At 55.5% G+C, this 26,942-nt stretch carries 25 protein-coding genes and 1 tRNA gene; 18 read left to right on the top strand and 8 right to left on the bottom strand.

The window, feature by feature from the left end; all coding sequences use genetic code 11:
- The first annotated feature begins 90 nt into the window (after nt 1-90).
- The 4 genes from RCA23_RS07730 (at nt 91) to ssb (ending at nt 5,585) form a co-directional block, all read left to right on the top strand.
- Complete coding sequence (locus RCA23_RS07730; RefSeq protein WP_044049825.1) at nt 91-1,137, top strand: ABC transporter permease subunit; 1,047 nt, start codon at nt 91-93, stop codon at nt 1,135-1,137.
- Between the two features lie 13 nt (nt 1,138-1,150).
- Nucleotides 1,151-2,752 (top strand): ABC transporter permease, encoded by a 1,602-nt coding sequence (locus RCA23_RS07725; RefSeq protein ID WP_044049824.1) that lies wholly within the window; start codon nt 1,151-1,153, stop codon nt 2,750-2,752.
- Nucleotides 2,753-2,756: 4 nt separating this feature from the next.
- Nucleotides 2,757-4,841 carry a dipeptide ABC transporter ATP-binding protein gene (locus tag RCA23_RS07720; RefSeq protein ID WP_044049823.1) on the top strand — a complete coding sequence of 695 codons (2,085 nt, stop codon included), beginning with the start codon at nt 2,757-2,759 and terminating at the stop codon, nt 4,839-4,841.
- 231 nt (nt 4,842-5,072) lie between these two features.
- A complete protein-coding gene (gene ssb, locus RCA23_RS07715; protein ID WP_044049822.1) occupies nt 5,073-5,585 on the top strand; it encodes a single-stranded DNA-binding protein in 513 nt (170 codons plus the stop codon).
- 65 nt (nt 5,586-5,650) lie between these two features.
- Here ssb and aroB read toward each other — a convergent pair whose 3' ends face one another.
- Nucleotides 5,651-6,769 carry a 3-dehydroquinate synthase gene (aroB, locus tag RCA23_RS07710; protein WP_044049821.1) on the bottom strand — a complete coding sequence of 373 codons (1,119 nt, stop codon included), beginning with the start codon at nt 6,767-6,769 and terminating at the stop codon, nt 5,651-5,653.
- The gene (locus RCA23_RS07705) at nt 6,766-7,317 is read right to left on the bottom strand and encodes a shikimate kinase (RefSeq protein WP_044049820.1); all 552 of its coding nucleotides are present in this window, start codon (nt 7,315-7,317) and stop codon (nt 6,766-6,768) included. The genes aroB and RCA23_RS07705 overlap by 4 nt, the downstream gene beginning before the upstream one ends.
- A 53-nt stretch (nt 7,318-7,370) precedes the next feature.
- Between RCA23_RS07705 and RCA23_RS07700 the strand changes: the two genes are divergently transcribed.
- The 5 genes from RCA23_RS07700 (at nt 7,371) to RCA23_RS07680 (ending at nt 12,206) form a co-directional block, all read left to right on the top strand.
- Nucleotides 7,371-7,571, top strand: a complete 201-nt coding sequence (locus RCA23_RS07700; protein ID WP_169701285.1) for a hypothetical protein — start codon at nt 7,371-7,373, stop codon at nt 7,569-7,571.
- Between the two features lies 1 nt (nt 7,572).
- The gene (locus RCA23_RS07695) at nt 7,573-9,027 is read left to right on the top strand and encodes a hypothetical protein (RefSeq protein ID WP_044049818.1); all 1,455 of its coding nucleotides are present in this window, start codon (nt 7,573-7,575) and stop codon (nt 9,025-9,027) included.
- Complete coding sequence (locus RCA23_RS07690) at nt 9,024-9,944, top strand: tyrosine recombinase (protein ID WP_044049817.1); 921 nt, start codon at nt 9,024-9,026, stop codon at nt 9,942-9,944. The genes RCA23_RS07695 and RCA23_RS07690 overlap by 4 nt, the downstream gene beginning before the upstream one ends.
- The gene (locus RCA23_RS07685; RefSeq protein ID WP_044049816.1) at nt 9,944-11,242 is read left to right on the top strand and encodes an HlyC/CorC family transporter; all 1,299 of its coding nucleotides are present in this window, start codon (nt 9,944-9,946) and stop codon (nt 11,240-11,242) included. The genes RCA23_RS07690 and RCA23_RS07685 overlap by 1 nt, the downstream gene beginning before the upstream one ends.
- A gap of 373 nt (nt 11,243-11,615) precedes the next feature.
- Nucleotides 11,616-12,206: an invasion associated locus B family protein gene (locus RCA23_RS07680; protein WP_044051394.1), complete on the top strand. Its 591-nt coding sequence runs from the start codon at nt 11,616-11,618 to the stop codon at nt 12,204-12,206.
- A 13-nt stretch (nt 12,207-12,219) separates the two neighbouring features.
- Here RCA23_RS07680 and RCA23_RS07675 read toward each other — a convergent pair whose 3' ends face one another.
- The 4 genes from RCA23_RS07675 to RCA23_RS07660 are packed head-to-tail and all read right to left on the bottom strand — an operon-like array spanning nt 12,220 to nt 16,434.
- Complete coding sequence (locus RCA23_RS07675; RefSeq protein WP_044049815.1) at nt 12,220-13,428, bottom strand: beta-ketoacyl-[acyl-carrier-protein] synthase family protein; 1,209 nt, start codon at nt 13,426-13,428, stop codon at nt 12,220-12,222.
- 3 nt (nt 13,429-13,431) lie between these two features.
- Complete coding sequence (locus tag RCA23_RS07670; protein WP_044049814.1) at nt 13,432-13,689, bottom strand: acyl carrier protein; 258 nt, start codon at nt 13,687-13,689, stop codon at nt 13,432-13,434.
- Nucleotides 13,690-13,708: 19 nt separating this feature from the next.
- The gene (lpxD, locus tag RCA23_RS07665; protein WP_044049813.1) at nt 13,709-14,806 is read right to left on the bottom strand and encodes a UDP-3-O-(3-hydroxymyristoyl)glucosamine N-acyltransferase; all 1,098 of its coding nucleotides are present in this window, start codon (nt 14,804-14,806) and stop codon (nt 13,709-13,711) included.
- A gap of 29 nt (nt 14,807-14,835) precedes the next feature.
- Nucleotides 14,836-16,434 (bottom strand): L,D-transpeptidase family protein, encoded by a 1,599-nt coding sequence (locus tag RCA23_RS07660; protein WP_044049812.1) that lies wholly within the window; start codon nt 16,432-16,434, stop codon nt 14,836-14,838.
- A gap of 328 nt (nt 16,435-16,762) precedes the next feature.
- Between RCA23_RS07660 and mepK the strand changes: the two genes are divergently transcribed.
- The 3 genes from mepK to RCA23_RS07645 all read left to right on the top strand — a co-directional run bounded on the left by mepK (nt 16,763) and on the right by RCA23_RS07645 (nt 18,718).
- Nucleotides 16,763-17,329, top strand: coding sequence for a peptidoglycan L,D-endopeptidase MepK (mepK, locus tag RCA23_RS07655; RefSeq protein WP_044051393.1), 567 nt, complete (start codon nt 16,763-16,765; stop codon nt 17,327-17,329).
- 247 nt (nt 17,330-17,576) lie between these two features.
- Nucleotides 17,577-17,653 (top strand) — tRNA-Arg (locus RCA23_RS07650).
- 93 nt (nt 17,654-17,746) lie between these two features.
- Nucleotides 17,747-18,718: a Stealth CR1 domain-containing protein gene (locus RCA23_RS07645; protein ID WP_044049811.1), complete on the top strand. Its 972-nt coding sequence runs from the start codon at nt 17,747-17,749 to the stop codon at nt 18,716-18,718.
- 22 nt (nt 18,719-18,740) lie between these two features.
- On the opposite strand, the gene RCA23_RS07640 is transcribed toward RCA23_RS07645, so the two are convergent.
- On the bottom strand, nt 18,741-19,850 hold the full coding sequence (locus tag RCA23_RS07640) for a polysaccharide deacetylase family protein (RefSeq protein ID WP_044049810.1): 1,110 nt from the start codon (nt 19,848-19,850) through the stop codon (nt 18,741-18,743).
- 148 nt (nt 19,851-19,998) lie between these two features.
- Here RCA23_RS07640 and RCA23_RS07635 point away from each other — a divergent pair, with 148 nt between their 5' ends.
- The 6 genes from RCA23_RS07635 to lexA all read left to right on the top strand — a co-directional run bounded on the left by RCA23_RS07635 (nt 19,999) and on the right by lexA (nt 24,862).
- Entirely contained in the window at nt 19,999-20,580 is a 582-nt protein-coding gene (locus tag RCA23_RS07635) for an anthranilate synthase component II (protein ID WP_044049809.1), read from the top strand.
- On the top strand, nt 20,577-21,596 hold the full coding sequence (gene trpD, locus RCA23_RS07630) for an anthranilate phosphoribosyltransferase (RefSeq protein WP_044049808.1): 1,020 nt from the start codon (nt 20,577-20,579) through the stop codon (nt 21,594-21,596). Before RCA23_RS07635 ends, trpD begins: the two co-directional genes overlap by 4 nt.
- Before the next feature lie 16 nt (nt 21,597-21,612).
- Nucleotides 21,613-22,425, top strand: a complete 813-nt coding sequence (gene trpC / locus RCA23_RS07625) for an indole-3-glycerol phosphate synthase TrpC (protein WP_044049807.1) — start codon at nt 21,613-21,615, stop codon at nt 22,423-22,425.
- Nucleotides 22,426-22,908 carry a cyclic pyranopterin monophosphate synthase MoaC gene (moaC, locus tag RCA23_RS07620; protein ID WP_044049806.1) on the top strand — a complete coding sequence of 161 codons (483 nt, stop codon included), beginning with the start codon at nt 22,426-22,428 and terminating at the stop codon, nt 22,906-22,908. It begins immediately after the preceding gene.
- A complete protein-coding gene (locus RCA23_RS07615) occupies nt 22,905-24,080 on the top strand; it encodes a molybdopterin molybdotransferase MoeA (protein WP_044049805.1) in 1,176 nt (391 codons plus the stop codon). Before moaC ends, RCA23_RS07615 begins: the two co-directional genes overlap by 4 nt.
- A gap of 89 nt (nt 24,081-24,169) precedes the next feature.
- Entirely contained in the window at nt 24,170-24,862 is a 693-nt protein-coding gene (gene lexA / locus RCA23_RS07610) for a transcriptional repressor LexA (RefSeq protein WP_044049804.1), read from the top strand.
- Here lexA and RCA23_RS07605 read toward each other — a convergent pair.
- Nucleotides 24,859-26,910, bottom strand: coding sequence for a ComEC/Rec2 family competence protein (locus RCA23_RS07605; RefSeq protein ID WP_052377088.1), 2,052 nt, complete (start codon nt 26,908-26,910; stop codon nt 24,859-24,861). The two genes, lexA and RCA23_RS07605, sit on opposite strands and share 4 nt — an antisense overlap.
- Nucleotides 26,911-26,942 lie beyond the last annotated feature (32 nt).

Raw genomic sequence — 26,942 nt, 5'->3', positions numbered from 1 at the left:
CCACTAAATCAGAAGGCCGTCCCCAAGATTTGGGGGCGGCCTTTTTCTACCGATAAAGCTATTATAGACTAATCAACGGGAATCCACACCATGGGGATGTTTATCCTACGCAGAACAGGTGTTATGCTGCTAACCGCTCTCTGCCTGACATTCATTGTATTTATCCTAACGACACTTTACCCAAACTTGGAAAAATTAGCCAAGAACCAAGGTAATTTCAGAATGTCGGATGCTGAAGTGGCCAGCTATTTGGGCAACCGTGGCTATACACAGGGCAAATTGCAAAACTATGGTGAATGGCTGGGTGTTTTGCCGGGCTATGTCATTGAAGGTGTGGATGGGAAAACCCGCGGCCGCTGTTCAAACCACGGCGTGGTTGAGCCGGATGCACCGAAGTTTTGCGGCGTTTTGCAAGGCAATTGGGGATTTTCCAGCGTGTTTAAGGAACCCGTCAGTGATGTGGTCAAAACCCGTCTGGCGCTTACAGGTAAATTGATGTTTTGGGTGATGATCGTGATGATCCCCGGTGCGCTGATCATCGGCGTTTTCGCCGGTATGCGCGAGGGCTCGCGGCTGGACCGCTCACTCTCAACCGGAGCGATTGTCACCACGGCCACGCCCGAATATGTCTCTGGTGTTATTTTCATCGCGATTTTCACGTCCTCTGCCGTGGGATTGAAGTGGTTTAAGGGCTCGGCCACCTCTGCCATGGACAATGCCACATTGGAAAATTTTCTTCTGCCCGTGCTGACCATTGCGCTTTATGGTATGGGCTATATTGCCCGCATGACCCGCGCCTCCATGACAGAAGTCATGACCGCCCAATATATCCGCACCGCCCGGCTCAAAGGGGTTAGCTTTGCCAATATCGTGCTGAAGCATGCGCTGCGTAATGCATTGATTGCACCCTTCACCGTCATCATGCTGCAAATTCCCTGGCTCCTGAATGGCGTGGTGATTGTGGAAACCCTTTTCAACTTCAAAGGCTTTGGATGGGTGCTGGTGCAAGCCGCCAGCAACAATGACATTGATCTGCTTTTGGCGGTGGCGGTTGTTGGGGTGATTGTCGTGCTTTTGACACAGCTGATTTCTGATATCGGTTACGTCTTCTTAAACCCTCGTATTCGCATTTCTTAAGGAGACCAGTTCCATGCAACATCTATCCTGGACCGGCACCTTGGGTGCGTATCTTAATCCCCTATTTTTGACAGCCCTCGTCTGTTTTCTGACCTTGGCCGTTGCTGCCATCGCGCGCGGCTTTTCCCCACGCGCGGACGGGCCGCATTTGATCAACCCCACCCCTCCCTCAGTCTCCTTGATGGGACCGAGTTTGGTGATTGGGCTGGCGCTTTGGCTGTTAAGCCTGTCGGGCGTCGCCCTGCTCGCCCCTCTGGCCTTGGGGAATATATGGCTCTCATTGATCCTATGCCTTATTCTGGGCGCTGCGGCGGGCTTTGCTTTGTTTCAAATTTCTGCAGAGATGATCTTCAAATTGGTCTGGTTGGCCTTTTACGTCACCCTGCTGTTGTTTGGCCTTTATTTGGTCATCGGTCTGTTCGTAAAGCCCGAAACCATGGGCATTGTTGGGGCAATCTCTCAACGCCTCATTCCCACCTGGATCGCTCTTGCGGTAACCTTTGCCCTGTCGATCCTCTTCAAGCGCAAGCTGGGCCTATATGGCAAACTCTTTGACAGCCCAATCGGGATGATTGGATTGGGGCTGGTTTTGTTTTGGATTTTCACAGCGATATTCGGCGCGGGCTTCGATTGGATTGCGACCCATGATCCTTTGGCGCAAGTCTCTGGCATGAAGAACAAGCACCCCGGAATTCCGCTGCAGGGCGCAACCGAGGCGGATTACCCCTATTATCTGCTCGGCGGTGACACTTTGGCGCGCGACGTGTTTAGCCGCGCCATCTTTGGCAGCGGCATCGTGATCGTCATCGCGCCTGCCGCCACCATCTTTGCCTTTATGGTCGGCATTACACTCGGCCTGCCTGCCGGCTACTTTGGCGGGCGTTTGGACACCGTGTTGAGCTTCCTGTCCAACCTGGTTTTGGCCTTCCCTGTGATCTTGCTATTCTTCTTGCTGGTCACGCCCGAGATCGTTCAAACCGGCCTGCCCAATTACCTGGCGGTGATCCTCTTCGTCTTTCCTGTGGTGTTCATCGCCGTGGCGCAATATTCGAAGAACCAGCTCAAGCCGGGATTTTTGAGCCTGCAATTCCCAATCCTGCTGATCATTGGCGTTTGGCTCTACCTCAGCTTAGTGTCTGAAACCGGCAAGCCCGTTGACGTTCTGCCGCCCATGTTGGATTTATTTGATGTGCCCGCCGAAATCCTGCTGGTCTTTGTTTCCGTGGTCTTTGTGAATTCCCCCACAGCCTTCCGGATTGTGCGCGGTTTGACCTTGGACGTGAAAACCCGCGACTATGTGGCCGCAGCTCAAACCCGCGGTGAAGGCCCTTGGTACATTATGCTGTGGGAAATTCTTCCCAATGTGCGCGGTCCGCTGATCGTCGACTTCTGCCTGCGCATTGGATATGCGACCATCCTGCTCGGCACTTTGGGATTCTTCGGCCTTGGGCTGGAATCGGAAAGCCCTGACTGGGGAACGACGATCAACGCCGGGCGTAAATTGCTCTCGGTCTATCTGGCCCCGCCCCTGGTTCCAGCCTTTTCGCTTATGAGCTTGGTTTTAGGTTTGAACCTTCTGGCCGATGGCCTGCGTGAAGAAAGCTTGAGGGATTAATTCAATGGAAAAGCAAGACTACAACGGCCCAATCCTTGAAATTGATCAACTCTCGATTTCATTTTTCACCCGGCTGAATGAAATTCCAGCGGTCATGGATTTCAGCTGCACGATCCAACCCGGCGAAGCGATGGGATTGGTGGGCGAATCTGGATGCGGGAAATCCACAGTGGCCCTTGGGGTCATGCAAGACCTCGGGGTCAACGGCCGCATTGTCGGCGGATCCATCAAATTTAAAGGGCGCGACCTTAATCTCATGTCCGACGAGGAGCTGCGGGATATTCGCGGCTCCGAAATTGCGATGATCTACCAAGAACCCATGGCGTCGCTCAATCCGGCCATGAAAATTGGTAAGCAATTGATGGAAGTGCCGATGATCCATGAGGGGATCAGCAAAGAGGCCGCCTATGCGCGGGCTTTGGAAGTGGTTACGGATGTGAAATTGCCAGATCCCGAGCGCATCTTGAAATCCTTCCCCCACCAATTGTCCGGTGGCCAACAGCAGCGCATCGTTATTGCGATGGCGCTTATGTCCAAGCCGAGCCTTTTGATCCTAGATGAGCCGACCACAGCTTTGGATGTGACCGTGGAGGCCGCCGTTGTGGAATTGGTGAAGGATTTGGGAAAAAAATACGGCACTTCGATGCTGTTCATTTCGCACAATCTTGGCTTGGTTTTGGAAACCTGCGACCGGATCTGCGTGATGTATTCCGGCGAGGCGGTTGAGACCGGCCGTATTGAAGATGTGTTCGACAAAATGCAGCACCCCTATACGCAGGCCTTGTTCCGTTCGATCCCACTGCCAGGCGCAGATAAGAACGATCGCCCGCTGATTGCCATTCCCGGCAATTTTCCACTGCCGCATGAGCGGCCGAATGGCTGTAACTTTGGGCCCCGCTGCGATTATTTTGAGGCGGGCCGCTGTGACCAGGGCCATATCTCAATGGACACGGTGCCCCATGGGGAGCGGCACGGATCTCGCTGCCTGCGCTGGAGCGAGATTGATTGGGACGCCCCGCTTGAGTTGGCGGAAACCAAAACCAAAGCTGAGCCGGGCCGAGTGGTTCTCAAAATTGAAGAACTCAAAAAATATTATGAGGTGGCGGCCAATGCCCTCTTTGGAGGTGGCAACAAAAAGGTTGTGAAAGCCAATGAGACCTTAAGTTTCGAGGCCCGCGAATCCGAAACACTCGCCATTGTTGGCGAATCGGGCTGTGGCAAGTCGACCTTTGCCAAAGTTCTGATGGGCCTAGAGACGGCGACGGAGGGACATATCCTTCTGGAAGGCAAGAACATCGAAGGTATCGCCATTGAAGATCGCGACACAAAGACGGTGTCCGATGTCCAGATGGTCTTTCAAAACCCCTTTGATACATTGAACCCTTCTATGACGGTTGGCAGCCAAATTGTCCGCGCCTTGGAATTGTTCAAAATTGGTGAGAATGCGGCCGATCGCCAAGACCGGATGCTGGAGCTTCTGGATTTGGTCAAACTGCCCCGCGAATTTGCTGACCGCATGCCGCGGCAACTTTCAGGCGGGCAAAAGCAACGGGTGGGCATTGCCCGCGCCTTTGCGGGCGATGCGAAGATCGTTGTGGCCGATGAGCCCGTGTCAGCGCTTGACGTCTCTGTGCAAGCGGCAGTGACCGATTTGCTCATGGATATCCAACGCGAGCAAAAGACGACCTTGCTGTTTATCAGCCATGATCTGTCCATCGTGCGCTATCTGTCGGATCGGGTTTTGGTCATGTATCTTGGGCATGTGGTTGAAATGGGTACAACGGAGCAAGTGTTCCAACCGCCCTATCACCCCTATACCGAAGCGCTGCTCAGCGCGGTGCCAATCGCCGATACCTCAATTGAGAAAAAGCATATCGTGCTTGAGGGCGACATTCCATCAGCGATGAACCCTCCATCAGGCTGTCCGTTCCAAACCCGTTGCGGGTGGAAATCGGAAGTTCTTGGTGGTCTATGTGAAACCGAGGTGCCCAGCATCCGAAAATTGGCCGGGGGCCATCAGATCAAATGCCATCTGGCCGATGATATTTTGGCAAAAATGGACGCGGTCATCAAAATCGCAGCCGAATAGCCGTTCAAGCACGCGCATAGCCTGCATCAGCGGGGCTATGCGCTTCATTTTGGGTGCCGCCACGCAAAGAAAACTCATCCTCATCCCTTTCGATGGTTGCACCGCAGGGCAGTTCCAGAGATATATAGCGCAACGGAGCCGTGTCAGGCAGGCAGGGCTTACTTGATTAAACTTAACTCAAATTTAGCATAAATGCTGGATTGATAGAGAAACAACCTGGGGGCAATGGCTATGGCCGGATCAGTAAATAAAGTGATTATCATCGGAAACTTGGGACAAGATCCTGAAGTGCGCAGCTTTCCAAGCGGCGGAAAAGTTTGTAACTTTTCGGTAGCGACCTCCGAAAATTGGAAAGATCGCAACACTGGTGAGCGCCGTGAAAAAACCGAATGGCATCGTGTCTCCATCACCTCAGAACCTTTGGTGCGCGTGGCAGAACAATATTTGCGCAAGGGATCAAAAGTTTACCTTGAGGGACAGTTGGAAACCCGCAAATGGCAAGATCAATCCGGTCAGGACCGCTACACAACTGAAGTGGTGCTGCGCCCCTACCGTTCAGAATTGACCATGCTCGACAGCCGCGGTGAAGGCGGCGGTGGCGGCCAAGGTGGTGGGTATGTCTCCAATCAAGACGGCGGTGGCCAGGGCGGTTACATGGCCGATCCGAACCAGGGCGGCAATCAAGCGGGCGGCTATAGCAGCCCCGCGCCCTCAGCCGATCTCGACGACGAAATCCCATTTTAAACCATACCCCAGCGCAGAAGGCTCTCTGCGCTGGGGTCTTTTTCCACAATCGTTTTAAAGCGGATTTATGTCGCCCGCGGGCCCATCGAGGCCTCCAGCACAGATAATACGACCTCCTCAGAAACATCCGAGGTGACAAACGCCCGCCCGATGGCGCGCGCCATGATAAAATTCAATTGGCCCGCAATCACCTTTTTGTCCTGCCCCATGAGCGCAAACAGAGCCGCAGGCGTGGGCATTAAACCCTCGATATCGGAAATATCGGTTTTCATCCCCATGGCCTTTAAATGCGCCCGCACCCGTGACGGTGCCTCTTGGGCACACAGCCCCAAACGGGCGGAGGTCTCAAAAGCCAAAGCGCAGCCAATGGCCACGCCTTCCCCATGCAGCAGGCGATCAGAATACCCCGTGGCCGCTTCCAGCGCGTGGCAAAACGTATGCCCAAGATTGAGCAAGGCGCGATCCCCCTGCTCTGTCTCATCGCGCACCACAATCTGCGCTTTCATCTGGCAAGACACCCGTACCGCCTCACTGCGCGCCGCGTGATCACCAGCGGCCAGAGCGGCTCCGTTCTGCTCCAGCCACTCAAAAAATGGCTCATTACCGAGCAACCCGTATTTCACAACCTCACCATAACCGGCCAAAAAATCCCGAGGGGTCAACGTGTCTAGAACATCTATATCGGCCAAAACGAGACTGGGCTGATGAAAGGCCCCGATGAGGTTTTTACCCTGAGTGGCATTTATCCCAGTCTTTCCACCGACCGAGCTGTCCACCTGCGCGAGCAGGCTGGTTGGAATTTGAACAAAACGCACACCGCGGCGTAAAATGGCAGCGGCAAAACCCACCAAATCTCCTATCACACCGCCCCCCAGGGCGACGACAACGTCCCGCCGCTCCACTTTCTCATTCAAAAAGAAATCGATCGTCTGGCTCAAATATGGCCAGCTTTTCGTCGCCTCGCCTGCGGGCAGAACCAGGGCCTCATGCGCAATGCCCGCGCCCTGCAAGGCCTCCGTCAACCGGCGCAAATGCAGTGGGGCGACGTTGCTGTCTGTAACAATAGCCACTTTGGCCCGCTGCAAAATAGGCCCAATCAGGCTGCCCGCTTGATCCAAAAGACCGCGGCCAATTTGAATATCATAGGCCCGATCTCCCAAAGGGACGTGAACCACCTGCGTCATGACTTCTCTCCTGATGGGCTGAATACTCCAGGCTGCGCGCGCAATGCGGCAATCACCTGCTCCGTCGTTTGGGCTATAGAGTAACTGGGATGGGATTGGACGGTGACATCGGCCAGCGCATATTGATCTTTGCGACCTTCAAATATGCGGGTCAATGTCGCCTTGGGATCTGCGGTTTTGAGCAAGGGGCGGGTATCCTTGCTGCGAACCCGCTCCCAGAGCAAGTCCAAATCAGCGCTCAGAAATACCGATATGCCAAGTTTCGAAATCAACGCGCGATTGTTGCCAAACATGAATGCGCCACCGCCCGTCGACAAGACGCAAGGAGGGCCTTGCAGCAGCCGCTCCAACACTTTCGATTCGACCGAACGAAAAAAAGGCTCGCCATCTCGCTCAAAAATTTCCGCAATGGAGCGATTGGCGGCCAGAGATATCTCCTGATCCGAATCTTTGAATGCAACATGCAGCTCCGCCGCCAGTGCTTTTCCTACGGCAGTTTTCCCAGATCCCATCATCCCGACCAGAACGACTGTTTTGTTGAGCGACATCTGTCTTATTCCATGACTTGAGATTAACTTGCCTTGCGTCTTCAATGGCGCGATTGTTACAAAAAGACCATAAGCAAAACCGCGCCAAAGGAAAACTCTTCAAAATGCTCAGATTGCTCAAATATATTTTCTACTTGTTCATAGTGGCTGCAATCGCATTCGTGGGTTTTGCCTATCTCGGGCCTTTTTTTGGTGTGGATTTTTCCGCTCATATGCAAACTATTGAATTACCACTGACTTTGGATATCAACTGATATGAAGATTGCGCACGTCTGTTTTGTCGGCCTGCTCATGGCGCCGCCGCTTTGGGCTCAAACCGATGCTCCAATATCAGCAATTGATTGGCTGTCGCAGCCCGGGCTTGCGCCGCTCAGCGAAGAACCTTTGGTGGTTGGCGATCCAACGCGTGGGGCGGAACTGGCTGAGATTGATGTCATTGAACTGGATGCCCCTGTTGAGAAGACCTATGGGCTGATCCCGAGCAAAATTTCTGGCATCCCTGAAAATTTTTGGACGGATCTTGACCCCCGAATGCTGCGGCAGATCCTTAATTCGGTGCCCCTGTCCGGGCTTCCCGCGGCTGACGATCTGTTGCTGCGCGCGCTCTTGGCTGAAACCTTGGGCGATGAGACGGTTTTGAACACGCGCGTTCAAGCGCTGATCGAGCGCGGCGCGGTGCAGGCCGCCTATAGCCTTTTAGGACAGGCTCAGATCCAGTCGCAGGAAGGTTTTGCACTCTTTGCAGAGACGGCTCTTTTGACGGGCAATGTGGAACGGATGTGCCGCCAGCTCAACCTGTCGCGGCATCTGTCAGACAACGAGGCCTTGAAAGTCTATTGTCAGGCCCGTGTCGGCTCATGGAGCACGGCGGAATTAAATTTCTTCACCCTCGACACACTCGGCGCCTTCCCGCCAACCCTCTCATCGCTCCTGGCCGTTGATTTAGATCCAGAGCTCGCTGACAGTTTGGGATTGCCGAATGTGGAGCCGAACCAGTTGACCGCCTTAGAGTTCCAACTGCGCGCGGGCGCCGGCCAGCCGGTTCCAACTCAGGGCCTGCCTTTGAAATTTGTGCCCTCAGATTTGAGCCCCTCCAGCGGCTGGAAGACTCAGATTGAAGCCGCCGAACGTTTGGGCGCAGTCGGCAGCCTGCCCGCGGCGCAATTGCTTGAGCGTTATAAATCTGGCCAGCCATCGGCCTCGGGCGGTGTGTGGGATCGGGTGAATGCGGTTCAAAACCTAGATCTAACCCTGGCCGATCCGATCATTGACCCAAGCGACGAGCTGCTCGCATTTTGGACACTGATGCGGGCCCGCGGCCTTGCCGCCCCTTTGGCGCATGCTTGGTCACCGATGTTGATGAAATTTGATGCCTCTGGCGATGGAGATGATATCCTCTTCCAAATGCAGGTCCTCAGCCGCTCAAATGCTTTCGACTTTGAACCAACAATGGCCCGTTTACAGCGTATTAATCCGCATATATTGTCAGAAAATTATGATCGGCTTATGGCAGAGTTCAATCAAGAAATCCCGGCCAGCCTGCCCTTCCGCTCGGCCAATATGCTGCGCGCAACCGGATTGATCACGGATGGATTGGAGGGAAATGAGCTGGCTTTGATTGAGGCGGTGGCCCTTTTCCGTGCCATGGGGCTGACGCCACTGGCGCAACAATTGGCCTTGGAGTTCATGATCTTGGCCGATATGCGATGAGCCTGTCATGGATTTCCCTTTTCCTTGAAGCGCAAGTGGCGGATTTCGGTGCCGCGCGCAATACGCAAGAGGCCTATGGCCGCGACCTGAAAGATTTTCTGGCCTATCTTGAGGCGCGTGGCGCGGAATTTGCGACAGCCACACGCCCAATGGTCGAGGACTATCTGGTGCACTGCGAGGCCGCCGGTCTTGCAACCGCCACCAAAGCCCGGCGGCTCTCGGCAATCAAACAGCTCTACCGTTTCGCCTTTGAAGAGGAGCTGCGCAAAGACAACCCCGCCATTCAAGTCAGAGGACCAGGCAAGGACAAACATCTGCCAAAATCTCTGGGTCATGATGAGGTCGACCAGCTGCTGCTGCAGGCAAGGAAGATGCCAGAAAAACGCCATGACAAGCTGCGGTTAACCTGTTTGATGGAACTTCTTTATGCAACGGGCATGCGGGTGACAGAATTGGTCAGCCTGCCAGCCGAGGCGGTTCGCGGCAATCCGCAGATGATTTTGGTGCGCGGCAAAGGCGGCAAAGAGCGTATGGTGCCACTTTCCCCGGCAGCCCGCGAGGCGACACAAGTTTGGCTTACGCTGCGGGACTCCGACCCTGTGACGGAAAAATCCACCTTTCTCTTTCCCTCACGCGGGAAATTAGGCCATTTGACCCGCATTTGGTTTTTTCAGCAGATCAAGAAATTGGCGATTTGTGCTGGTATTGATCCGATCAACGTCACGCCGCATACTCTGAGACATGCGTTTGCCACCCATTTACTGGCTGGTGGCGCTGATTTAAGAGCTATTCAAACGCTTTTAGGCCATGCGGATATTGCGACAACAGAGATTTACACGCATATCCAAGAAGAACGGTTGCGCGAGCTGGTGTTGGAGCATCATCCCTTGGCACACCCCTTGAAAACAGGTCTGTGATGGAAAATTTTGACTTTGACTCTGGCTTTTGGATGACCTTTGGGGCGATTTTCGTCCTGCTGATCCTATCGGGGTTTTTCTCCGGCTCAGAGACCGCCTTGACCGCAGCCTCGCGCAGCAAGCTGCAAGCGCAGGCTGACAAAGGCTCACTTGGCGCCGCAAGGGCCTTAAAAGTGACCAATGACAATGAGCGTTTGATCGGTTCGGTTCTTTTGGGCAATAACTTGGTCAATATACTGGCAACCTCTTTGATCACCGCGCTTTTCACACAGATGGTGGGCGAGAATGGCATTGTTTTGGCCACATTGGTCATGACATTTTTGGTTTTGGTCTTTGCCGAGGTGCTGCCCAAGACCTATGCGATTACCAATGCGGAAAGCGCCGCCATAAGGGTCTCGCGCCCCATATCCTTGGTTGTCTTCATCTTCGCCCCAGTGGTCAGCTTCGTGCGCCTTTTGGTGCGCGGCGTTTTATGGGTTTTCGGCGTCGCCACGGACCCTGATACAAATATTTTAGCCGTACGCGAAGAAATCGCCGGGGCACTCACGTTGGGCCATCAAGAGGGTTTGGTTGAAAAAGAGGACCGGGACCGTATCCTGGGCGCATTGGATCTCTCAGAACGCACGGTCGAGGAAATCATGCTGCATAGATCAGGCATTGAGATGATTGACGTCTCCTTGCCGGCCGAAGAGATTCTCTCTCAATGCCTGGAAAGCGCGCATACGCGTCTCCCCCTCTATCGCGGAAATCCTGAAAACATCGTTGGGGTGATTCACGCGAAGGATTTGGCGCGCGCAATGGTTAAGCTCACACGCGACAGCGCAGCCCGCAGCGAAGATTTGGCCAAGTTTCAGGTGCTAGATGTGGCGATGGAGCCCTATTTTGTTCCAGAAACAACCCCTCTGGATGATCAAATGCGGCAGTTTTTAAAGAGGCACACGCATTTCGCCTTGGTGGTGGATGAGTATGGCGCGTTGCAGGGGCTGATCACTTTGGAAGATATTTTGGAAGAAATCGTTGGCGAAATCACCGACGAGTTTGACACCAGTGACCAAGGGGTCACTGCGGCTCAGGACGGTCATGTGGTAGTTGATGGGTCTATGACCATTCGCGATTTGAACAGGGCGCAGGATTGGAGCCTGCCGGATGAAGAGGCCAACACGCTCGCCGGCTTGGTTATTCACGAGGCGCAGATGATACCCGCCGAGGGTCAAGTCTTCGTATTCCACGGATTTCGCTTTGAGGTCGCTGCCCGCAAAGAAAACCGCATCACACAGCTCAAGATATACAAGCTGTAAGCCTAGCGCAAAATGAGGGCAAATACCGCACCCTGTGCGAACTAAATGTTAAGGAACTGAGGTTATAAGCAAGGTGTGATAGAAGTTTTCTTCATGTCATACCTCCCTGTACTAAACCGCGCCTTCGGGCGCGGTTTTTTTGGAAAATGGTATAAAATTCTCATTGACGACCAAATCATAATTTGTTTTTCTCTGCCCATAGTCGGCAAGCCCGACAGGGAGAAAAATAAAGGCAGAGGTTTTTGGAAACAAATCCTCTGCTTTAATTTTTTCAGGTTGCGCTCCCAGAGGCTGGCTGGCACATCAGAATAAATTTTAAGACAATTATGACAAGACCACTGTTCATACTGCGTGCGATAGAAAGGACCATTTGGTGTTTAAAGTAACAAACTATATTGGCGCGATCCTATACCTTCTGTTGTCCCACACTGCGCTTCAGGCGCAAACGGCTCAAATGCCGGCGGCAGAGGACTTCTCAACCGGTGAAGTTGTCGAAAGCACTCCGGCGATCGGCGACTACTATGCCAAAGGCAGCTTTGGGGATTGGACGCTGCGCTGTCTGAAAACAGAGCAAACGCAAGACCCCTGTCAGCTATTTCAATTGATGCATACCCCCGATGGCTCGCCCGTGGCAGAATATAACTTAAACCCCGTCCAATCGGATGGGCTCGTTATTGCCGGAGCCAATGTCATTACACCTTTGGAAACCCTATTAACCCAACAATTGACCATCCAAGTGGATGATGAAAATGCCAAAATATATCCCTTCGCATTCTGTGTGCAAATGGGCTGCGTGGCGCGCATCGGTCTCACGGAAGAAGATCTCGACAGCTACCGCTCCGGCGCGCAGGCCATCATCACCATGTTTCCCGCCGCGGCCCCAACGAAGCCCGAACGCCTTACATTATCTTTGACAGGATTTACCGCAGGGCATGAGGCCTTGATGGGCACAATAGGTAATTAATTGCGCATAGGCCCTAAATCGCTTTCAACGCCAGAACCGCATTCATGCCGCCAAAGGCGAAGGCGTTGGACAAAGTCGCCGTGACCTTTGCTTGACGGGCCACATTTGGCACCACATCAAGCGCGCAATTGGGGTCTGGCTGTTCATAGCCAATGGTGGGCGCAATTACCCCGTCCCGCAGCGCCATGAGGCATGCAAGTAACTCCACAGCGCCCGTCCCGCCTATCAAATGTCCATGCATGGATTTGGTCGATGACATCATCAAGGCCGGCGCATGGGCGCCGAAAGCCTCCGTCACCGCCGCACATTCGGTCTTGTCATTGGCCGCAGTTCCCGTGCCGTGAGCGTTGATATAGCCAATATCTTGTGGATCTAGACACGCATCGCGGAGCGCTCCGCGGATGGCACGCACTGCCCCCTGCTGGTTTGGCATCACGATATCACCAGCATCTGAGGTCATAGAAAAGCCGATGAGTTCCGCGAGTATTTCAGCACCGCGCGCCTTGGCGCCTTCATAGGTCTCAAGCACGAAGACCCCTGCCCCCTCTCCTTGAACCATACCCGATCTATTGGCGGAAAAGGGCCGGCAAGCGGTTTTGGACATCACACGCAGCCCTTCCCAGGCCTTTATGCCGCCAAAGGTCAGCATCGCATCGCCGCCGCCGGCCAGCATCACCTGTGCCATGCCGCTGCGGACCATATGAAACGCCAATCCAATCGCGTGATTTGAGCTGGCGCAGGCGGTTGAGACAGTCAAGGAGGGACCTTTGATATTATGGGCCATCGACAGATGGCTGGCGGCTGCATTGGTCATGAGTTTCGGCACCACGAAAGGGTGCACCCTATTTTTGCCCTCTTCATAGACAGACCGAAAATTATCATCCCAGGTGTTCATCCCACCTGCAGCGGTTCCAAGAACCACACCCGTCGTTTCCGACAGCTCCTCCGTGATCTCCAAGCCAGACTGCGCCATCGCCTCGCGACTGGCCAAAAGCACCAGTTGAGTCACCCGATCATAGAGTGCCAGTTTTTGCCGATCAAAATGCGCTTCAGGATCAAAATCCTTGATTTGCCCACCGATTTTTACAGATAACCTGTCCAGGTCACGCATCTGCAAAGGCCCAATCCCAAGCTGTCCTTCGCGCATGGCTTGCAAAGTTTCCGACACCGATCCACCCAAAGCATTAATGGTCCCAGCCCCTGTAATCACCACGCGGATCATGGGCTAGGTCTGCTCCGCAACAAGGGTTTCAACCGCAGAAATAATGGTCGCCACAGAGGATATATCAAATTCACTTTCCTGCGGGGCATTGGCATTAAACGGCACTTCGATGTCGAATTCTTCTTCGATCGCGAAAATACTTTCCACCACGCCAAGGCTGTCAATGCCCAGCTCCTCTAGCGTGGCCGTTAGGCTCACATCAGCCACATCCAGCAGACCTTGCTCAGCAATGATTTGAATGACCTTGTCTTTTACACTCATAGGAACGCCTTTTTGCCCATTAAGGACTGTTGTCAGAGTCGGGCAGTGACTTTTTAAGCCGCGCTAGGTCTTTTAACATCCGCGGCAGGCGCCGCAAGTTTTTGTAGACCTCAAGCTGCGCCTCCATTTTCATCGCGGGATAACCCAACATCACGCGCCCCGCGGGGATATTGCTCAGCACTTTCGTCGCGCCGCCCGTTATGGCGTTATCGCCGATAAACAGATTGTCACTCACCCCAGTTTGCCCGCCGAGAACCACATTGTTTCCCAGCACGGAGGAACCGGCAATCCCGACCTGTGCACAAATCATACAATTGTTACCAATTTTTACATTATGGCCAATCTGGGCCAAATTATCAAATTTGCAGCCATCGCCAATCTGCGTGTCGCGGATTGTGCCGCGATCAATACAGCTGTTGGCGCCCAGCTCCACATCATCGCCAATCACCACCGACCCAAGAGAATGAATGCGGGCAAAGGCTTGCGGTTTGGCGCCTTTGCTGTCTCCCAGAGTCTCGCGCACATTCTCAATCGCAGAGCGCTCCGGTGTCACAAAAGAAAATCCATCCCCGCCGATCACCGCCCCCGGGTGTGCGATGAACCTTGCGCCGATACGCACCTCCGCGCCAATCCGCACGCCGGCCATCAATGTGGCCTCCGGGCCAATGGTGCAGCCTTCTCCAAGGGTCACATGGCTGCCGAGCCAGGCATTCTCGCCCAGCACCGCCCCCGCCGCGATATGGCAAAACGCGCCGATCCGCGCGCCGGGGCCAATCTCAGCCCCTGGTTCCACACAGGCCTGCGGATGAATGCTCGGCGGCCCCGGCCGCCACCTATGATCAAAAGCTTGCGAGAGACCCACCATGGCAAAACGGGGCCGCGGAACAAGGATTGCGCCCAAAAGGTTGAGACTGTGCCAGTCGGTACCCTCGGCCAATAAGGCAATGCGGGCTTGGCCAAGCGGCAAGCGCTCCACATAGGATTGACTTGTCGCGATCGCCAAGAGGCTCCCTGCCGCATCTTGCGGCTCACAGGCGCCCGTGACTTGCAACGCGACATCCCCTACGGCTTGTCCGTTCAGCGCCTTCGCCAAGTCTTGTAAATTACATACGCTCATGAACGGTCGCCCTTTGCTTCACGCCCCGTTTATCCTGTGATCTCACCCATAACCACCCCTTGGCTTTGCAAAGCCTGCCAAATCTTTGCGTCACGGCCATAGACATCAGGGCGGAACTCCAATCCGCCTTCCGGCCGCGCCAGCGCCGTGCGGTAAAAGATATGCACGGGTATGCGGCGCACTAAATCGATCTGCACCTCTTCGCCTGTATCCAGGGCCTCCTGAAAGAGAGCCTTCGGCGCGTCACTTTGCGCTGCAAGGAGCGCATAGGCAAAATCAAACGGATCGGCCAAACGAATACAGCCGTGGCTGAAGGCACGCACTTCGCGCCCAAATAGGTTTTTGGCTGGGGTGTCGTGAAGATAAATATTATGCCGATTGGGGAACATGAACTTTACCAGGCCCAGAGCATTGCCAGGGCTGGGCGGTTGGCGCATGCCGAAGGGGAAGGTGTCCTCATTGAAACTTGTGAAATCCAGCCCCTCACGCCGCACAACATTGCCCAAATCATCGCGCAGCTCGAGATACTCCACCGACGCCGCATCCTCTTGTAGCATCGGCAAATATTCACCGACAACGATAGACCGCGGAACATACCAGCTCGGGTTGACGATCATATATTCCATAGTGTCGGAAAATTCGGGACTGCGCCGATCATCATCCACTGCTCCGACAACGGAATTGGTTTCAAAGGTCACCTTGCCGAAATCGACGATCTTCGCCTTGAAATCCGTCAAATTCACGGAGATATGCCGCTCACCCAAAGGTTGATTGAACCAACGCTCCCGCTCCAATGCCACCAAAACCGATGCCAAGCGATCAGAGGCCCCAACATTGACCTGCTCAAGGGTCAGCTTGTTGGCCGTGCCGGTCACGGCAAGCCCATGATCGGCCTGAAAGCGCGCCACCGCGGCGGCAAGCGGGTCGTCATATGTGGTGGAATAGCTTCTGCTCAGATAGCCCATGGCGACTAAGCGATCACGCAGAAGCACCACTTGCGCCCCCTGCTCCTCTGGCTTTAGACGCTTGGCACTCACAGGTTGACCCCAGCCCCCCGCCGTCACCTGCCGCTCCAAACGCAGTCTTTCTTTGACAAGTCCGACGTATTGGCGGCTTTGCGGTGGCAAGGATTTGAGAAAAACCTGCGGATCGCTGGCCTCCAAACCTGCCAATAGGTCAAGCGGTTTGCTGTAGCGCACTTTACGGACAATTTCCTCATCAACCTCTGAGGGGATCAACAGACCTGACTGCACGGCGCGCGCATAGTCCAGAAACGCCGTTGTGAGCTCCGCGTCGAGCTGACCCAAAGCACTTTGACTATTGGCCGCCCGCAGTTTGGAGAGCACAGTTTCAGCATTGAACCGCGCTTTCGGCAGACCGTGCATCTCCGCATCAGCAAAGGCCGTGATGAGCGCCTCCAATCGCGCGCGCTCCTGCTCTGTTGGGCCCGTCCAAAACGAGCCATAATCCCGCGCACGATAAAATCCAGAAATACTGCGGTCAGAACTTATATATTGGGCCAAAGATTGCTTAAATCCAAAAGCTTGAGCTGCCAGCTCCGTGCTAAACAACACAGCCAAGACACTCGCCAAGACCTTGGCTATACGGAAATCAATTCGACCCATCATGTCGCGGCGCGCCCTCAGTTAGAATACGGTGACAATAAATGCGCATTTTAGGAGCAAAAGTCTAATGTCTTTTGCCCATTGAGCCAGTAGATTTTGCAGATTGTAACTCTGAAAGCACAAAGCCCAGATAGGGCACCGGATCGCAAGGCCAGCGGATAGAGGCGCGCCCGTCAGAGCCAACCATGCGATAATCCGCCGAATTTGGAATAGTTCGAATTGAAACTATATTGGGCTTTGCAAAAATGGAGGAAATATGTCATATGAGCCTTGCACCTGGGGATAAGCGGCTGTGTTCTGCATGGATCGCGGTGCACAAGTGGGACAAAGAATGACAGACCAACCGAGCGTAATTTCACGACGTGGATTGCTGGGCGCTTTTGCGGCCACAGCTTTGATCGCGGCGCCAACCTATTCAAATGCCGCCGGTTTCTTACGTGGTGCAGGCGATATTCGTCGGTTGAAAATGTATTCACGGCGGACGGGCGAATCCTTAGATGTGATCTATTGGATTGAAGGTGACTATATCAAAGATGCCTTGACTGAGGTGAATTGGTTCATGCGTGACTGGCGGAGGGATAGGTCCCGCGCCATCGACACACGCACCGTTGACATCATCGCAGCCACGCAACAGCTGCTCGACACCCCCACCCCCTTCCTCATGCTGTCCGGCTACCGGACAGCTGAAACCAACGCGCTGCTGCGCAAACGCTCGCGCGGTGTGGCTAAAAATTCCCTGCATATGAAGGGGCAAGCAGCGGATCTGCGCATGCAGGGCAAATCTGTCCGTCAGGTGGCCCGAGCTGCCGCCTCCTGCGCTGCCGGCGGGGTTGGCCGCTATTCTCGCTCCAACTTCGTCCATATTGATTGCGGCGAAAAGCGCCTTTGGGGCCGCTAGTTTCACACGACAATTCTTGGCACCTTGCAGGCCTGTCGCCAGCCCCCGAGCGCTGCTGTGCGCCGTAACGGCGTAGAGGGTGGCCCCAATCAACGTATTTTTGGGGCCGTCCGTCGTGCAATGCGGGAATTCCGCGGAAAATGGGTTGTAAGGCGCAAGCGGCTTGATGTAAGAGAGCCGCAGCAGGCCTGAAAGGGCTTGTGTAGAGGCGCCGAGCGCTGCTTTGTCTCCGCCTGAAAAGACAAATGGTCCCGTAGCTCAGCTGGATAGAGTACTCGCCTCCGAAGCGAGGGGTCACAGGTTCAAATCCTGTCGGGACCACCATTTTCGAAAAACACGCCATGAAAATACCAAGCCACCCTCGCAATTGTCCGGCGCGCGCGCTAGCCTTGAGCGCGTAACAAGGAGTCTGCGTTCATGGTTCAGGAAGTCCAGCACGATCCGATTGATGCGGTCATTACATGGGTTGATGGATTGGACCCGGCGCACCTGCAAAAACGCCAGAATTTCATGGGCTCAGCGCCACATCTTTTCCATGAAAATGCCACAAACCCGCATCGCTGGGCCTGTAATGGCGAAATTTATCTCTGCCTTTCGTCCCTTGAGCACAACGCCCCGTGGCTGCGCAAAATATGGATTGTTGTCGATGATCAATCACCAGATCTGTCGCGCCTGAGCGTCGCTCTGCAGGCCAAAATTCACTTGGTGGATCACACAGAGATATTCGCCAATCATGGCGCGAGCCTGCCAACTTTCAACTCCCTGGCCATAGAGACCTTTCTTTGGAACATTCCGGGGCTGTCCGACCGATTTATCTATTTCAATGATGATGTTTTTCTGACAGCACCCTGTCAGCAAGCCGATTTTTTCACGAAACGCGGCCCAATTTTACGCGGCGCTTGGGCTGATTTCAGCGCGTTGCAAGACGATCCCGTGCAGATGGCTGATCCGGCTAAGTTCAATCACTACATGCAACTCAACGCGGCAGGCCTATGCGGTATGCCGCCCGAGCGCCTCTTTCGCGCGGCACATGTGGCACATCCCTGCTCGCGCCGCACCATGGCCCAACTTCACACCCGGTTCAACGCTGCATTTCGCGACAATGCGCGCTATCAAATGCGTGATATTCGCCAATTTTCGCCGCAGAGCTTGCACAATTATGCCTGTATTTTGCACAAGACCGCCAAGCTACATCCGATCAAAGATCACCATCATATCTACAGCGGACAAGGGGTTGGTGCAGCAGATGGGACAATCCCCGCGCTCTTGCAAAACCTTCGAGACGCCCCGGACCTCAAGATGCTCTGCGTCAACGACCTGCCACAACTCGAGGCGCTCTACCCCGACATTCGAAGCTGGCTGGCGCAACTCCTAACCGGCGCGCCTTAGAGCATGGGGCGTCACAAATGCACTAGCGGGTGAGCACAGCCGAGAGCGGCGCGATGACGCTATCGCCGTAGTTGGAATGGCGCAGCCAAAAGCGCAAAACTTGCCAAATTTCCGCAACCGGATCCAGCGCCACGACCGCTTGCCCCGTCTGCGCAGCTGTGTCTGCCGCAAAGTCCAGGGCGCTCAACACATCCGAGGCGCGGCGCATGTCATCAGAAATTGTCACATCGACCTTTGGCAACAAGCCTAGGTTTTCTTTCGCCAAATGGTCTTGCAACAGACGCAATTGCGCAGGAGATCGCGGGCCATGGTCATAATCTGAAGGCCAGAGCCCTGTGGCTATAGGCACGGCCTGCACTGAGGCATCCGTGATCAGCGCCACATTCACAGCAGTTAGGGTCTCGGGCAATTGCATATTGGTAAAAATTTCAAAACCCGCGGCGCGATAAAGCAGCATTTTACCCCGCGCATCCGCCGCTGTCCCATCAATTGCCACGGTGAACGGCACGCCAAGATCCAACAGCCCATCGGGGGGGGCCATTAACGGCCTGTCCATCAACACAATGCTTATAAGCCCCTTACCCGCCACCCGCTCGAACTCCAGAGCATAGCGCAGATAGGTCACCTCTGGCAGAGGCTCGGTTTGCACCAATCGCGGCGCGCTCACCTGCATAGCGCTCCGGTCATCGAGAGCGGTGACACTGGGGCGGCGCATCCCAGCCAAGCGGGTCGGAGATTGCGGCGAGAGGAGGGCAGAATCTCCTGGGTAGACCTGTGGCATATTTGCGGAGGGACGCAGTTTTTGAACCATCGGCAAAGTGGCCAATGTCTCAGTCTCACCGGTCAATACAGGTTTTTGCGCAGAAAGAGTCAAGCCGCGGCCAAGGCTGGCGGCGGTGGGGCCTTGCGACAAGATGGAGCGCGGCGCTGATAATTCCGAGGGGGGATCCAGATCAATCACCGGCACCTGCGCGGTCATAGCCGTATCAGGGCTTTGCGAGATCGGCAGAACCGTCACCTCGGGGTTTAGACCTTTGAGGTTCAAAACATCGTGGGACAGCGAAAGGACCACCAGCCCAGCCCCCCCAATGAGCGTACCCCAAATCAGACCATTGAAGAACGGTAGTTGCATCTATCACCTTTCAATCACCAAAAACGCCCTGTCACTCTTGACGATAGCATCGTTCCCTGAGCATCTATACCGCGACCAATCTGTCAATTGCGAGACCCATTGTTCCGAAAGAGCGCCGGTGGGGCAAAAAAAACATAAAGGACGACCCATGTTACTGCTGATCGATAATTATGACAGCTTCACTTATAATTTGGTGCATTATCTTGGGGAGTTGGGCGCAACGGTTGTGGTCAAACGCAACGATGCCTTGGACGTGCAAGAGGCAATGTCCCTCGGGGCCTCAGCGATTCTCCTGTCCCCGGGACCTTGTGACCCGGCGCAGGCTGGGATCTGTCTTGCCCTGACAGAGGCCGCCGCTGCCGCCCGCGTCCCGCTCATGGGGGTCTGCTTGGGGCATCAAACCATTGGTCAGGCCTTTGGCGGCTCGGTCGTGCGCTGTCATGAGATTGTGCATGGCAAAATGGGCAAAATGTATCACACGGGAAAAGGTCTCTTCGCGGACCTGCCGACACCTTTCGAGGCGACACGCTATCATTCATTGATTGTAGAACGCGCCACACTGCCCAACTGTTTAGAGGTGACTGCGGAATTGGAAGATGGCACGATCATGGGGCTTCAGCATAAAACCCTGCCCATTCATGGCGTACAATTTCATCCCGAGAGCATCGCCTCCGAACATGGGCATCATCTCATGCGCAATTTTCTTAACATGGCAAAGGAACTGGCATGACATCTGCTTTGCAACACTTGATTGGGACAGCCGCCGACCGTCCCTTGACCCGCGCTGAAGCAGAGCTGGCCTTTGAGGCGCTGTTCAATGGAGAGGCCACCCCAAGCCAAATTGGCGGTTTTTTGATGGCGCTGCGTACACGCGGTGAGACTGTCGATGAATATGCCGCCGCCGCCGCCGTCATGCGGGCCAAATGCAACGCCGTGCGCGCGCCCATGGGCGCCATGGACATCGTCGGTACCGGCGGTGATGGCAAGGGCACATTGAATATTTCGACCGCAACCGCCTTTGTGGTGGCCGGGGCCGGCGTGCCTGTGGCCAAACATGGCAACCGCAATCTCAGCTCCAAATCCGGCGCCGCCGATGCTTTGGGCCAGATGGGCATCAATGTGATGGTGGGAGTCGATGTCGTGGAACGCGCCTTGGAAGAGATCGGCATCGCCTTTATGATGGCCCCTATGCATCACCCGGCCATCGCCCATGTGATGCCCACCCGCGCTGAGCTTGCCACGCGCACGATCTTTAATATCCTGGGTCCGCTGACCAATCCCGCCGGGGTCAAACGGCAATTAACAGGTGTGTTTTCAGCAGATTTGATCCGCCCCATGGCCGAAACCCTTCGGGCGCTTGGCAGCGAGTCGGCTTGGCTGGTGCATGGCAGTGCCGATGGCACCGATGAGCTCACCATCACCGGCAGCAGCGCTGTGGCCGCGCTTGAAAATGGCCAGGTGGTCGAGTTTGAAATTCATCCCGAAGACGCAGGCTTGCCAGTGCATCCGTTTGAGGCAATTCTCGGCGGTAGCCCCGAAGACAATGGCAAAGCCTTCGCCGCGCTTTTAGATGGCGCAGCCTCCGCTTACCGCGATTCGGTCTTGCTTAATTCTGCGGCCGCGCTGAAAATTGCAGGCAAAGCCAGCTCGCTGAGCGAAGGGGCCGAATTGGCCGCGGGCGCGATCGACAGCGGCGCGGCAAAAAGCAAAGTCACCGCCTTAGCCGCGCTCACCAGCGCCGCATGACAATTGGACTGAATATATGACAGACACTATTCTTGATAAGATCAAAGCCTATAAGCTTGAAGAGATTGCAGCACGCAAGGCGGCCGTCTCTTTGGCCGAGGTTGAAGCAGCCGCCCGCGCGGCGCCCCCCCTGCGCGGCTTTGCCAGCCGCCTCAAAGAAGCCGCTCAGACCGGTTATGCTTTGATCGCAGAGGTGAAGAAAGCCTCGCCCTCGAAAGGCCTCATTCGTGCAGATTTCGATCCGCCCGCACTGGCCCGTGCCTATGAGCAAGGCGGTGCGACCTGCCTGTCTATTCTGACAGATGGGCCGTCCTTTCAGGGGGATGACAGCTATCTCACCGCCGCCCGCGCCGCCACAACCCTACCGGCGCTGCGCAAAGATTTCATGTACGACACCTATCAGGTCGCAGAAGCCCGCGCCTTGGGTGCCGATTGTATCTTGATTATCATGGCCTCCGTCTCGGACAGCCAAGCGGCAGAATTGGAAGCGGCCGCCACGGCCTGGGGCATGGATGCCTTGATTGAAGTGCATGACGCCGCTGAATTGGACCGCGGCCTTGCGCTCAAATCCTCCTTGATTGGCATCAACAACCGCAATCTCAACACCTTTGATGTCACGCTGGACACCACCCGCAGTCTCGCGCAGCGCGTGCCAGCGGACAAAACCATAGTTGCCGAAAGCGGGATTTACACAGCCGAAGATCTGGCCGATCTGGCCGGCCATGGTGCCCGAACCTTCCTCATTGGCGAAAGCCTGATGCGTCAGAACGATGTGGCGCAGGCCACGCGAACTCTTTTGGCCAATCCGCGGATGCCAGATAGGATTTAAATGTCAAAACTGACCCATCTTGATGAGGCCGGACACGCCCATATGGTCGATGTCTCTGGAAAATCCGACACAGATCGTATGGCCACTGCCACGGCCATCGTGCAGCTCACACAAGCGGCCATGGATGTCCTGCTGGAGGGGAATTTGAAAAAGGGCGATGCGCTGGCTGTGGCCCGAATAGCGGGGATTATGGCCGCAAAAAAAACCTCTGAGCTGATCCCCCTGTGCCATCCGTTGCCGATCACTAAGGTCACGGTCGATCTTGAGCCTGATCGGGCAACTCACCGAGTCCTGATCACCGCCACCGTGAAAACACGCGGGCAAACCGGAGTTGAGATGGAAGCCCTCACCGCCGCCAGCACAGCGGCCCTCACGGTCTATGACATGATGAAAGCCGTCGATAAAGGCATCACCATTGCGTCTATTCAGCTCGAAGAAAAGCAAGGCGGCAAGTCCGGCACCTGGCGGCGTTCGGCGCTATGATTTCGGTTAGAGAGGCGCTTGACCATATTTTGGCACTCAGCGACGCGCTGCCAAGCGAAGACATTGCCCTGCAATACGCACAGGGGCGGGTTTTGGCCCAAACCGTCACAGCCAACCGCGATCAACCGCCCTTCGCCGCCGCGGCCATGGATGGCTACGCAATCCGCGCCACCGATCTCGCAGCCGGCGCGCAAACATGGCAAGTGATTGGCGAATCTGCGGCCGGGCATCCTTTTTCAAGTCCCGTTGCCGCCGGCCAGGCCACGCGGATATTCACCGGCGCACCCCTGCCCCAAGGCACTGACCATGTCCTTATTCAAGAGAATGTCTGCGCCAAAGATGGACAAATCACGCTGATTGACGGTCCAAATGATGGGGCCCATCGGCGCCCTGCTGGCGGTGATTTCACCAAAGGTCATCAGCTGCGCGCCCCGCGCCGCCTGTCTGCGCAAGACATCGCGCTTTTGGCCGCAATGAATGTCCCGCGCCCGAATGTGACCCGCAGGCCGAAGGTTGCCCTTATCGCCACAGGCGATGAATTGGTACAGCCCGGCGATGCCCCCCGCGACGATCAAATCATCGCGTCAAACAGCTATGGGCTCGCCGCTATGCTGCAAAAAGCTGGCGCAGAGGCGCGAATATTACCGATTGCCCGCGATCGGTTGGGCTCCTTGGCGGAGGTCTTTGCCCTGACCCGTGATGCTGATCTGGTCCTGACCATTGGTGGCGTCTCTGTGGGCGATTATGACTTGGTGGCGCAGGCCGCGGCCGAGTTCGGGCTGGAGCAATCTTTTTACAAAGTTGCAATGCGCCCCGGGAAACCCCTGATGGCCGGGCATATGGGCGGGCGGGCGATGATCGGACTTCCGGGCAACCCAGTGTCCGCCATGGTCTGCGGCGAGATTTTCGTGGTGCCCTTGATCGAAAAGATGCTCGGTCTGCCGGCCCGTCAGCGCGCGCAGCAAACCGCGCCACTGGCCCATGATCTTCCCGCCAATGGCGCCCGAGAACACTATATGCGCGCCACTTTGATAGATGGCGCTCTGCATGTGGCCACACGGCAAGACAGCTCTTTGCTAAGCATCTTGAGCGGCGCAAACGCACTCGCGATTGCTCCAATCCAGGCCCCCGCCATGCCCAAAGGCAGCGAGATGCGTTATATTCCTTTGTAAGTCATGCAAAACAGCTTGACACAAAAGGGGAACGTGAGTAGAACATTACCCAAACACGGCGAATTGACTCAACCTTGGGAGATGATGTCATGCTAACCAAAAAGCAATTGCAACTGCTTGAGTTTATCCACGCGCGCATGCAGGTCGATGGCGTCTCCCCATCCTTTGACGAAATGAAAGAGGCGCTCGATCTCAAATCAAAATCCGGTATCCACCGCTTGATTACGGCCCTCGAGGAACGCGGATTCATTCGCCGCCTGGCGCATCGGGCGCGGGCCATTGAAATTCTGCGGATGCCCGAACAGATGCAACCCGCGACACGCGGGTTTGCACCGCGGCTGATTGCTGGGGATCGTCCTGACCGGCCACGTGATGCCATTGATCTGGATTCGGCAGACGTGAGATCATTGCCGATGATGGGTCGCATCGCAGCTGGCGTGCCTATTTCTGCAATTCAAGACTACGCGCGTGATGTGGCTGTGCCGGGCGACATGATCTCAAACGCCGGTCAGCATTACGCGCTGGAGGTGAAGGGCGACTCGATGATCGAGGTTGGAATCAATGACGGTGACGTGGTGGTGATCCGAGAAACCAGCACAGCCCAGAATGGCGATATCGTCGTCGCCTTGGTCGAAGATCACGAGGCCACTTTGAAACGGTTCCGCCGCAATGGCAGCGCCATCGCGCTTGAAGCGGCCAATCCTGCCTATGAAACCCGCGTATTCCGCGACGATCAAGTCAAAGTACAGGGCAAATTGGTGGGCCTGATCCGCACCTATTAACGCGCTTTAAGGCCTGCTGGATCGTGGCCTTTCGCATCCCGCAACTCTGCGCTGTTCCAAAGCCTGTGTCCGATAGCCTGTCTGACCGTGATCCATTGCAGCCTGCCGGAGCTATCGAAGCGTCCTGCCACGCCCCCCGCAGTTGCCAGCGCCTCCAAATCAAAGCCACCGCAGGCCGGCTCAGACCGCCAATCTTGCACAACCACCAGTGCGGCTTGACAGGGGCGCATCGGGTGAGATCCTTTGTCCACAATCTCGAGCCAAGATGGCATAGCCCCATAGGCAGATTTTTGAGAGATGGGGTTCCCGTCATTCTCAAGCCAGCTGCGCGCCACAAAGCCCGAACCTTTTGCGACATTCAGAACCCTTGTACCCTGCACCATCACACCAACCAAACGCCCATCACCGCTGATCAATACATCCGGACGAGGAGACATAACCCAGCAAATCAAAGTGGCACAGGCGGGAATAACAGCAAGATATCGCAATCGACCCTGCCACAAAATTCCAAACAGCACAGATGCCGCCAGTAGACCCAATATCCCTGGCGGTGGTGCTTTGATATGGCTGACCGACTGGGGAAGATCTGCAACATGGCTCGCAACATCCAAAATTGCTCCTAACCCCAAGGTCATGCCCCAAAACCCCAACGCCTCTCCCCCAAAGGGGGCCAGCGCTGCGGCCAAAATCGCACTGGGCTTGACCACAAACCCCATAATCGGAACCGCGACAACATTTGCCAAGACCCCGTAATGCGGCAGTATTTTGAAATGCGCCGCTGCGATCGGGGCAGTGGCAAGGCCAGCCACCACTGCCGAGACCACAGATCCCATCAAATACCGCGTGCCCGACGGCCAGCGCGCCGTCCATGTCCACTGGCTCATCGCGTTAAACACAATGATCAAAAGGCCAGTGGCTGCAAATGACATTTGAAAGCCCGGACCCAGCAGGGCCTCCGGCCGGAGCAGCAAAACCAAAATTGCAGCAATCGCCAGCGCGTGCAAGGTGATCGCACGCCGTTCGAGCAGCACAGCTGCGAAGATGGTAAAGGCCATAATATACGCCCGCTCGGTCGCAACACTGGCACCGGACAGCATCAAATACCCCGCCCCAACCCCTATGCTCATCAGCGCGGCTATTTTCTTGATCGGCCAGTTTAAAATAAGATAGGGCAGACAGGACAAAAGGGCCCGCGTTAAAAAGAACACCAGACTGGTGAGCAGGCCCATATGCAGGCCAGAAATCGCCAAAAGATGCGAAAGATTTGCCGCGCGCAAGGTTTGCTGCACCTCTCGATCAAGATACATTCGGTCACCAACCGTGATGGCCACCGCCACCCCTGCGGTGCGGGCTGGCATATGAGCCGCCATATGCGCGCCGATCTTCTGACGCCATTTTTGAACGATGAGCCCGCCCTGATCGGCCGGTGCCGCGCGCCAGATCATCACGGGGCTGCGTGTATATCCCACCGTACCCAATTGCGCAAACCAAGCCTGTCGTTGAAAATCATAGCCATAGGGTTCAGCCGGCCCGGGCGGCGGCGACACATGCGCTGCGAGCAGGACGATGTCGCCGATCTGTGGCATATTCTCTTGTGCCCTCCCATGCAGCGCCACGCGCAAACGGTTTGGCGTGACGCGCTGCGGCAATGAGCCTAACACCAAGTGATCCAAAGTTAGGCGCGGCTTTTCAGACAGGCTGCGATCAATGCCGACAACCCGCCCCTGCACCGCACCATAAAACCGCTCTGACAGAACAGGGCCAGAGACCGCATGGGCCCGATATTGACTCCAGGCAAACCCACCCGCCAGAGCGGCGATCACGATTAGCAACCGCGCTATGCCAGTGCGAAATCGGATCGCAAGCCCCACACATAGACCCGCAGAGAGGCTGGCGGCTAGGAAGACCAATGGTCCTGGCTCGCGCGGCACTCCAAAATAGGCCGCAATTCCCAAGCCAAAACCAAAAGCGGTCCAATGCATCAGGTTTTGCGCCTGCGCCTGCAGCGCAGACTCCACCGCTGCCCAAATCCAAGACCAATGCTGCACTTGTCCTCTCTATGGATGCGCCTTAGGTACAG

This window comes from Planktomarina temperata RCA23 (genome assembly GCF_000738435.1).
GTDB lineage: Bacteria > Pseudomonadota > Alphaproteobacteria > Rhodobacterales > Rhodobacteraceae > Planktomarina > Planktomarina temperata.
This window is presented reverse-complemented; position numbering and strand designations above follow the sequence as displayed.

What these genes read in the sequence shown, in the direction of transcription:
- RCA23_RS07730 (WP_044049825.1), top strand. Translation starts at nt 91, where the DNA reads ATGGGGATGTTTATCCTACGCAGAACAGGTGTTATGCTGCTAACCGCT.
- RCA23_RS07725 (WP_044049824.1), top strand. Translation starts at nt 1,151, where the DNA reads ATGCAACATCTATCCTGGACCGGCACCTTGGGTGCGTATCTTAATCCC.
- RCA23_RS07720 (WP_044049823.1), top strand. Translation starts at nt 2,757, where the DNA reads ATGGAAAAGCAAGACTACAACGGCCCAATCCTTGAAATTGATCAACTC.
- ssb (WP_044049822.1), top strand. Translation starts at nt 5,073, where the DNA reads ATGGCCGGATCAGTAAATAAAGTGATTATCATCGGAAACTTGGGACAA.
- aroB (WP_044049821.1), bottom strand. Translation starts at nt 6,769, where the DNA reads ATGACGCAGGTGGTTCACGTCCCTTTGGGAGATCGGGCCTATGATATT.
- RCA23_RS07705 (WP_044049820.1), bottom strand. Translation starts at nt 7,317, where the DNA reads ATGTCGCTCAACAAAACAGTCGTTCTGGTCGGGATGATGGGATCTGGG.
- RCA23_RS07695 (WP_044049818.1), top strand. Translation starts at nt 7,573, where the DNA reads ATGAAGATTGCGCACGTCTGTTTTGTCGGCCTGCTCATGGCGCCGCCG.
- RCA23_RS07690 (WP_044049817.1), top strand. Translation starts at nt 9,024, where the DNA reads ATGAGCCTGTCATGGATTTCCCTTTTCCTTGAAGCGCAAGTGGCGGAT.
- RCA23_RS07685 (WP_044049816.1), top strand. Translation starts at nt 9,944, where the DNA reads ATGGAAAATTTTGACTTTGACTCTGGCTTTTGGATGACCTTTGGGGCG.
- RCA23_RS07675 (WP_044049815.1), bottom strand. Translation starts at nt 13,428, where the DNA reads ATGATCCGCGTGGTGATTACAGGGGCTGGGACCATTAATGCTTTGGGT.
- RCA23_RS07670 (WP_044049814.1), bottom strand. Translation starts at nt 13,689, where the DNA reads ATGAGTGTAAAAGACAAGGTCATTCAAATCATTGCTGAGCAAGGTCTG.
- lpxD (WP_044049813.1), bottom strand. Translation starts at nt 14,806, where the DNA reads ATGAGCGTATGTAATTTACAAGACTTGGCGAAGGCGCTGAACGGACAA.
- RCA23_RS07660 (WP_044049812.1), bottom strand. Translation starts at nt 16,434, where the DNA reads ATGATGGGTCGAATTGATTTCCGTATAGCCAAGGTCTTGGCGAGTGTC.
- mepK (WP_044051393.1), top strand. Translation starts at nt 16,763, where the DNA reads ATGACAGACCAACCGAGCGTAATTTCACGACGTGGATTGCTGGGCGCT.
- RCA23_RS07645 (WP_044049811.1), top strand. Translation starts at nt 17,747, where the DNA reads ATGGTTCAGGAAGTCCAGCACGATCCGATTGATGCGGTCATTACATGG.
- RCA23_RS07640 (WP_044049810.1), bottom strand. Translation starts at nt 19,850, where the DNA reads ATGCAACTACCGTTCTTCAATGGTCTGATTTGGGGTACGCTCATTGGG.
- RCA23_RS07635 (WP_044049809.1), top strand. Translation starts at nt 19,999, where the DNA reads ATGTTACTGCTGATCGATAATTATGACAGCTTCACTTATAATTTGGTG.
- trpD (WP_044049808.1), top strand. Translation starts at nt 20,577, where the DNA reads ATGACATCTGCTTTGCAACACTTGATTGGGACAGCCGCCGACCGTCCC.
- trpC (WP_044049807.1), top strand. Translation starts at nt 21,613, where the DNA reads ATGACAGACACTATTCTTGATAAGATCAAAGCCTATAAGCTTGAAGAG.
- moaC (WP_044049806.1), top strand. Translation starts at nt 22,426, where the DNA reads ATGTCAAAACTGACCCATCTTGATGAGGCCGGACACGCCCATATGGTC.
- RCA23_RS07615 (WP_044049805.1), top strand. Translation starts at nt 22,905, where the DNA reads ATGATTTCGGTTAGAGAGGCGCTTGACCATATTTTGGCACTCAGCGAC.
- lexA (WP_044049804.1), top strand. Translation starts at nt 24,170, where the DNA reads ATGCTAACCAAAAAGCAATTGCAACTGCTTGAGTTTATCCACGCGCGC.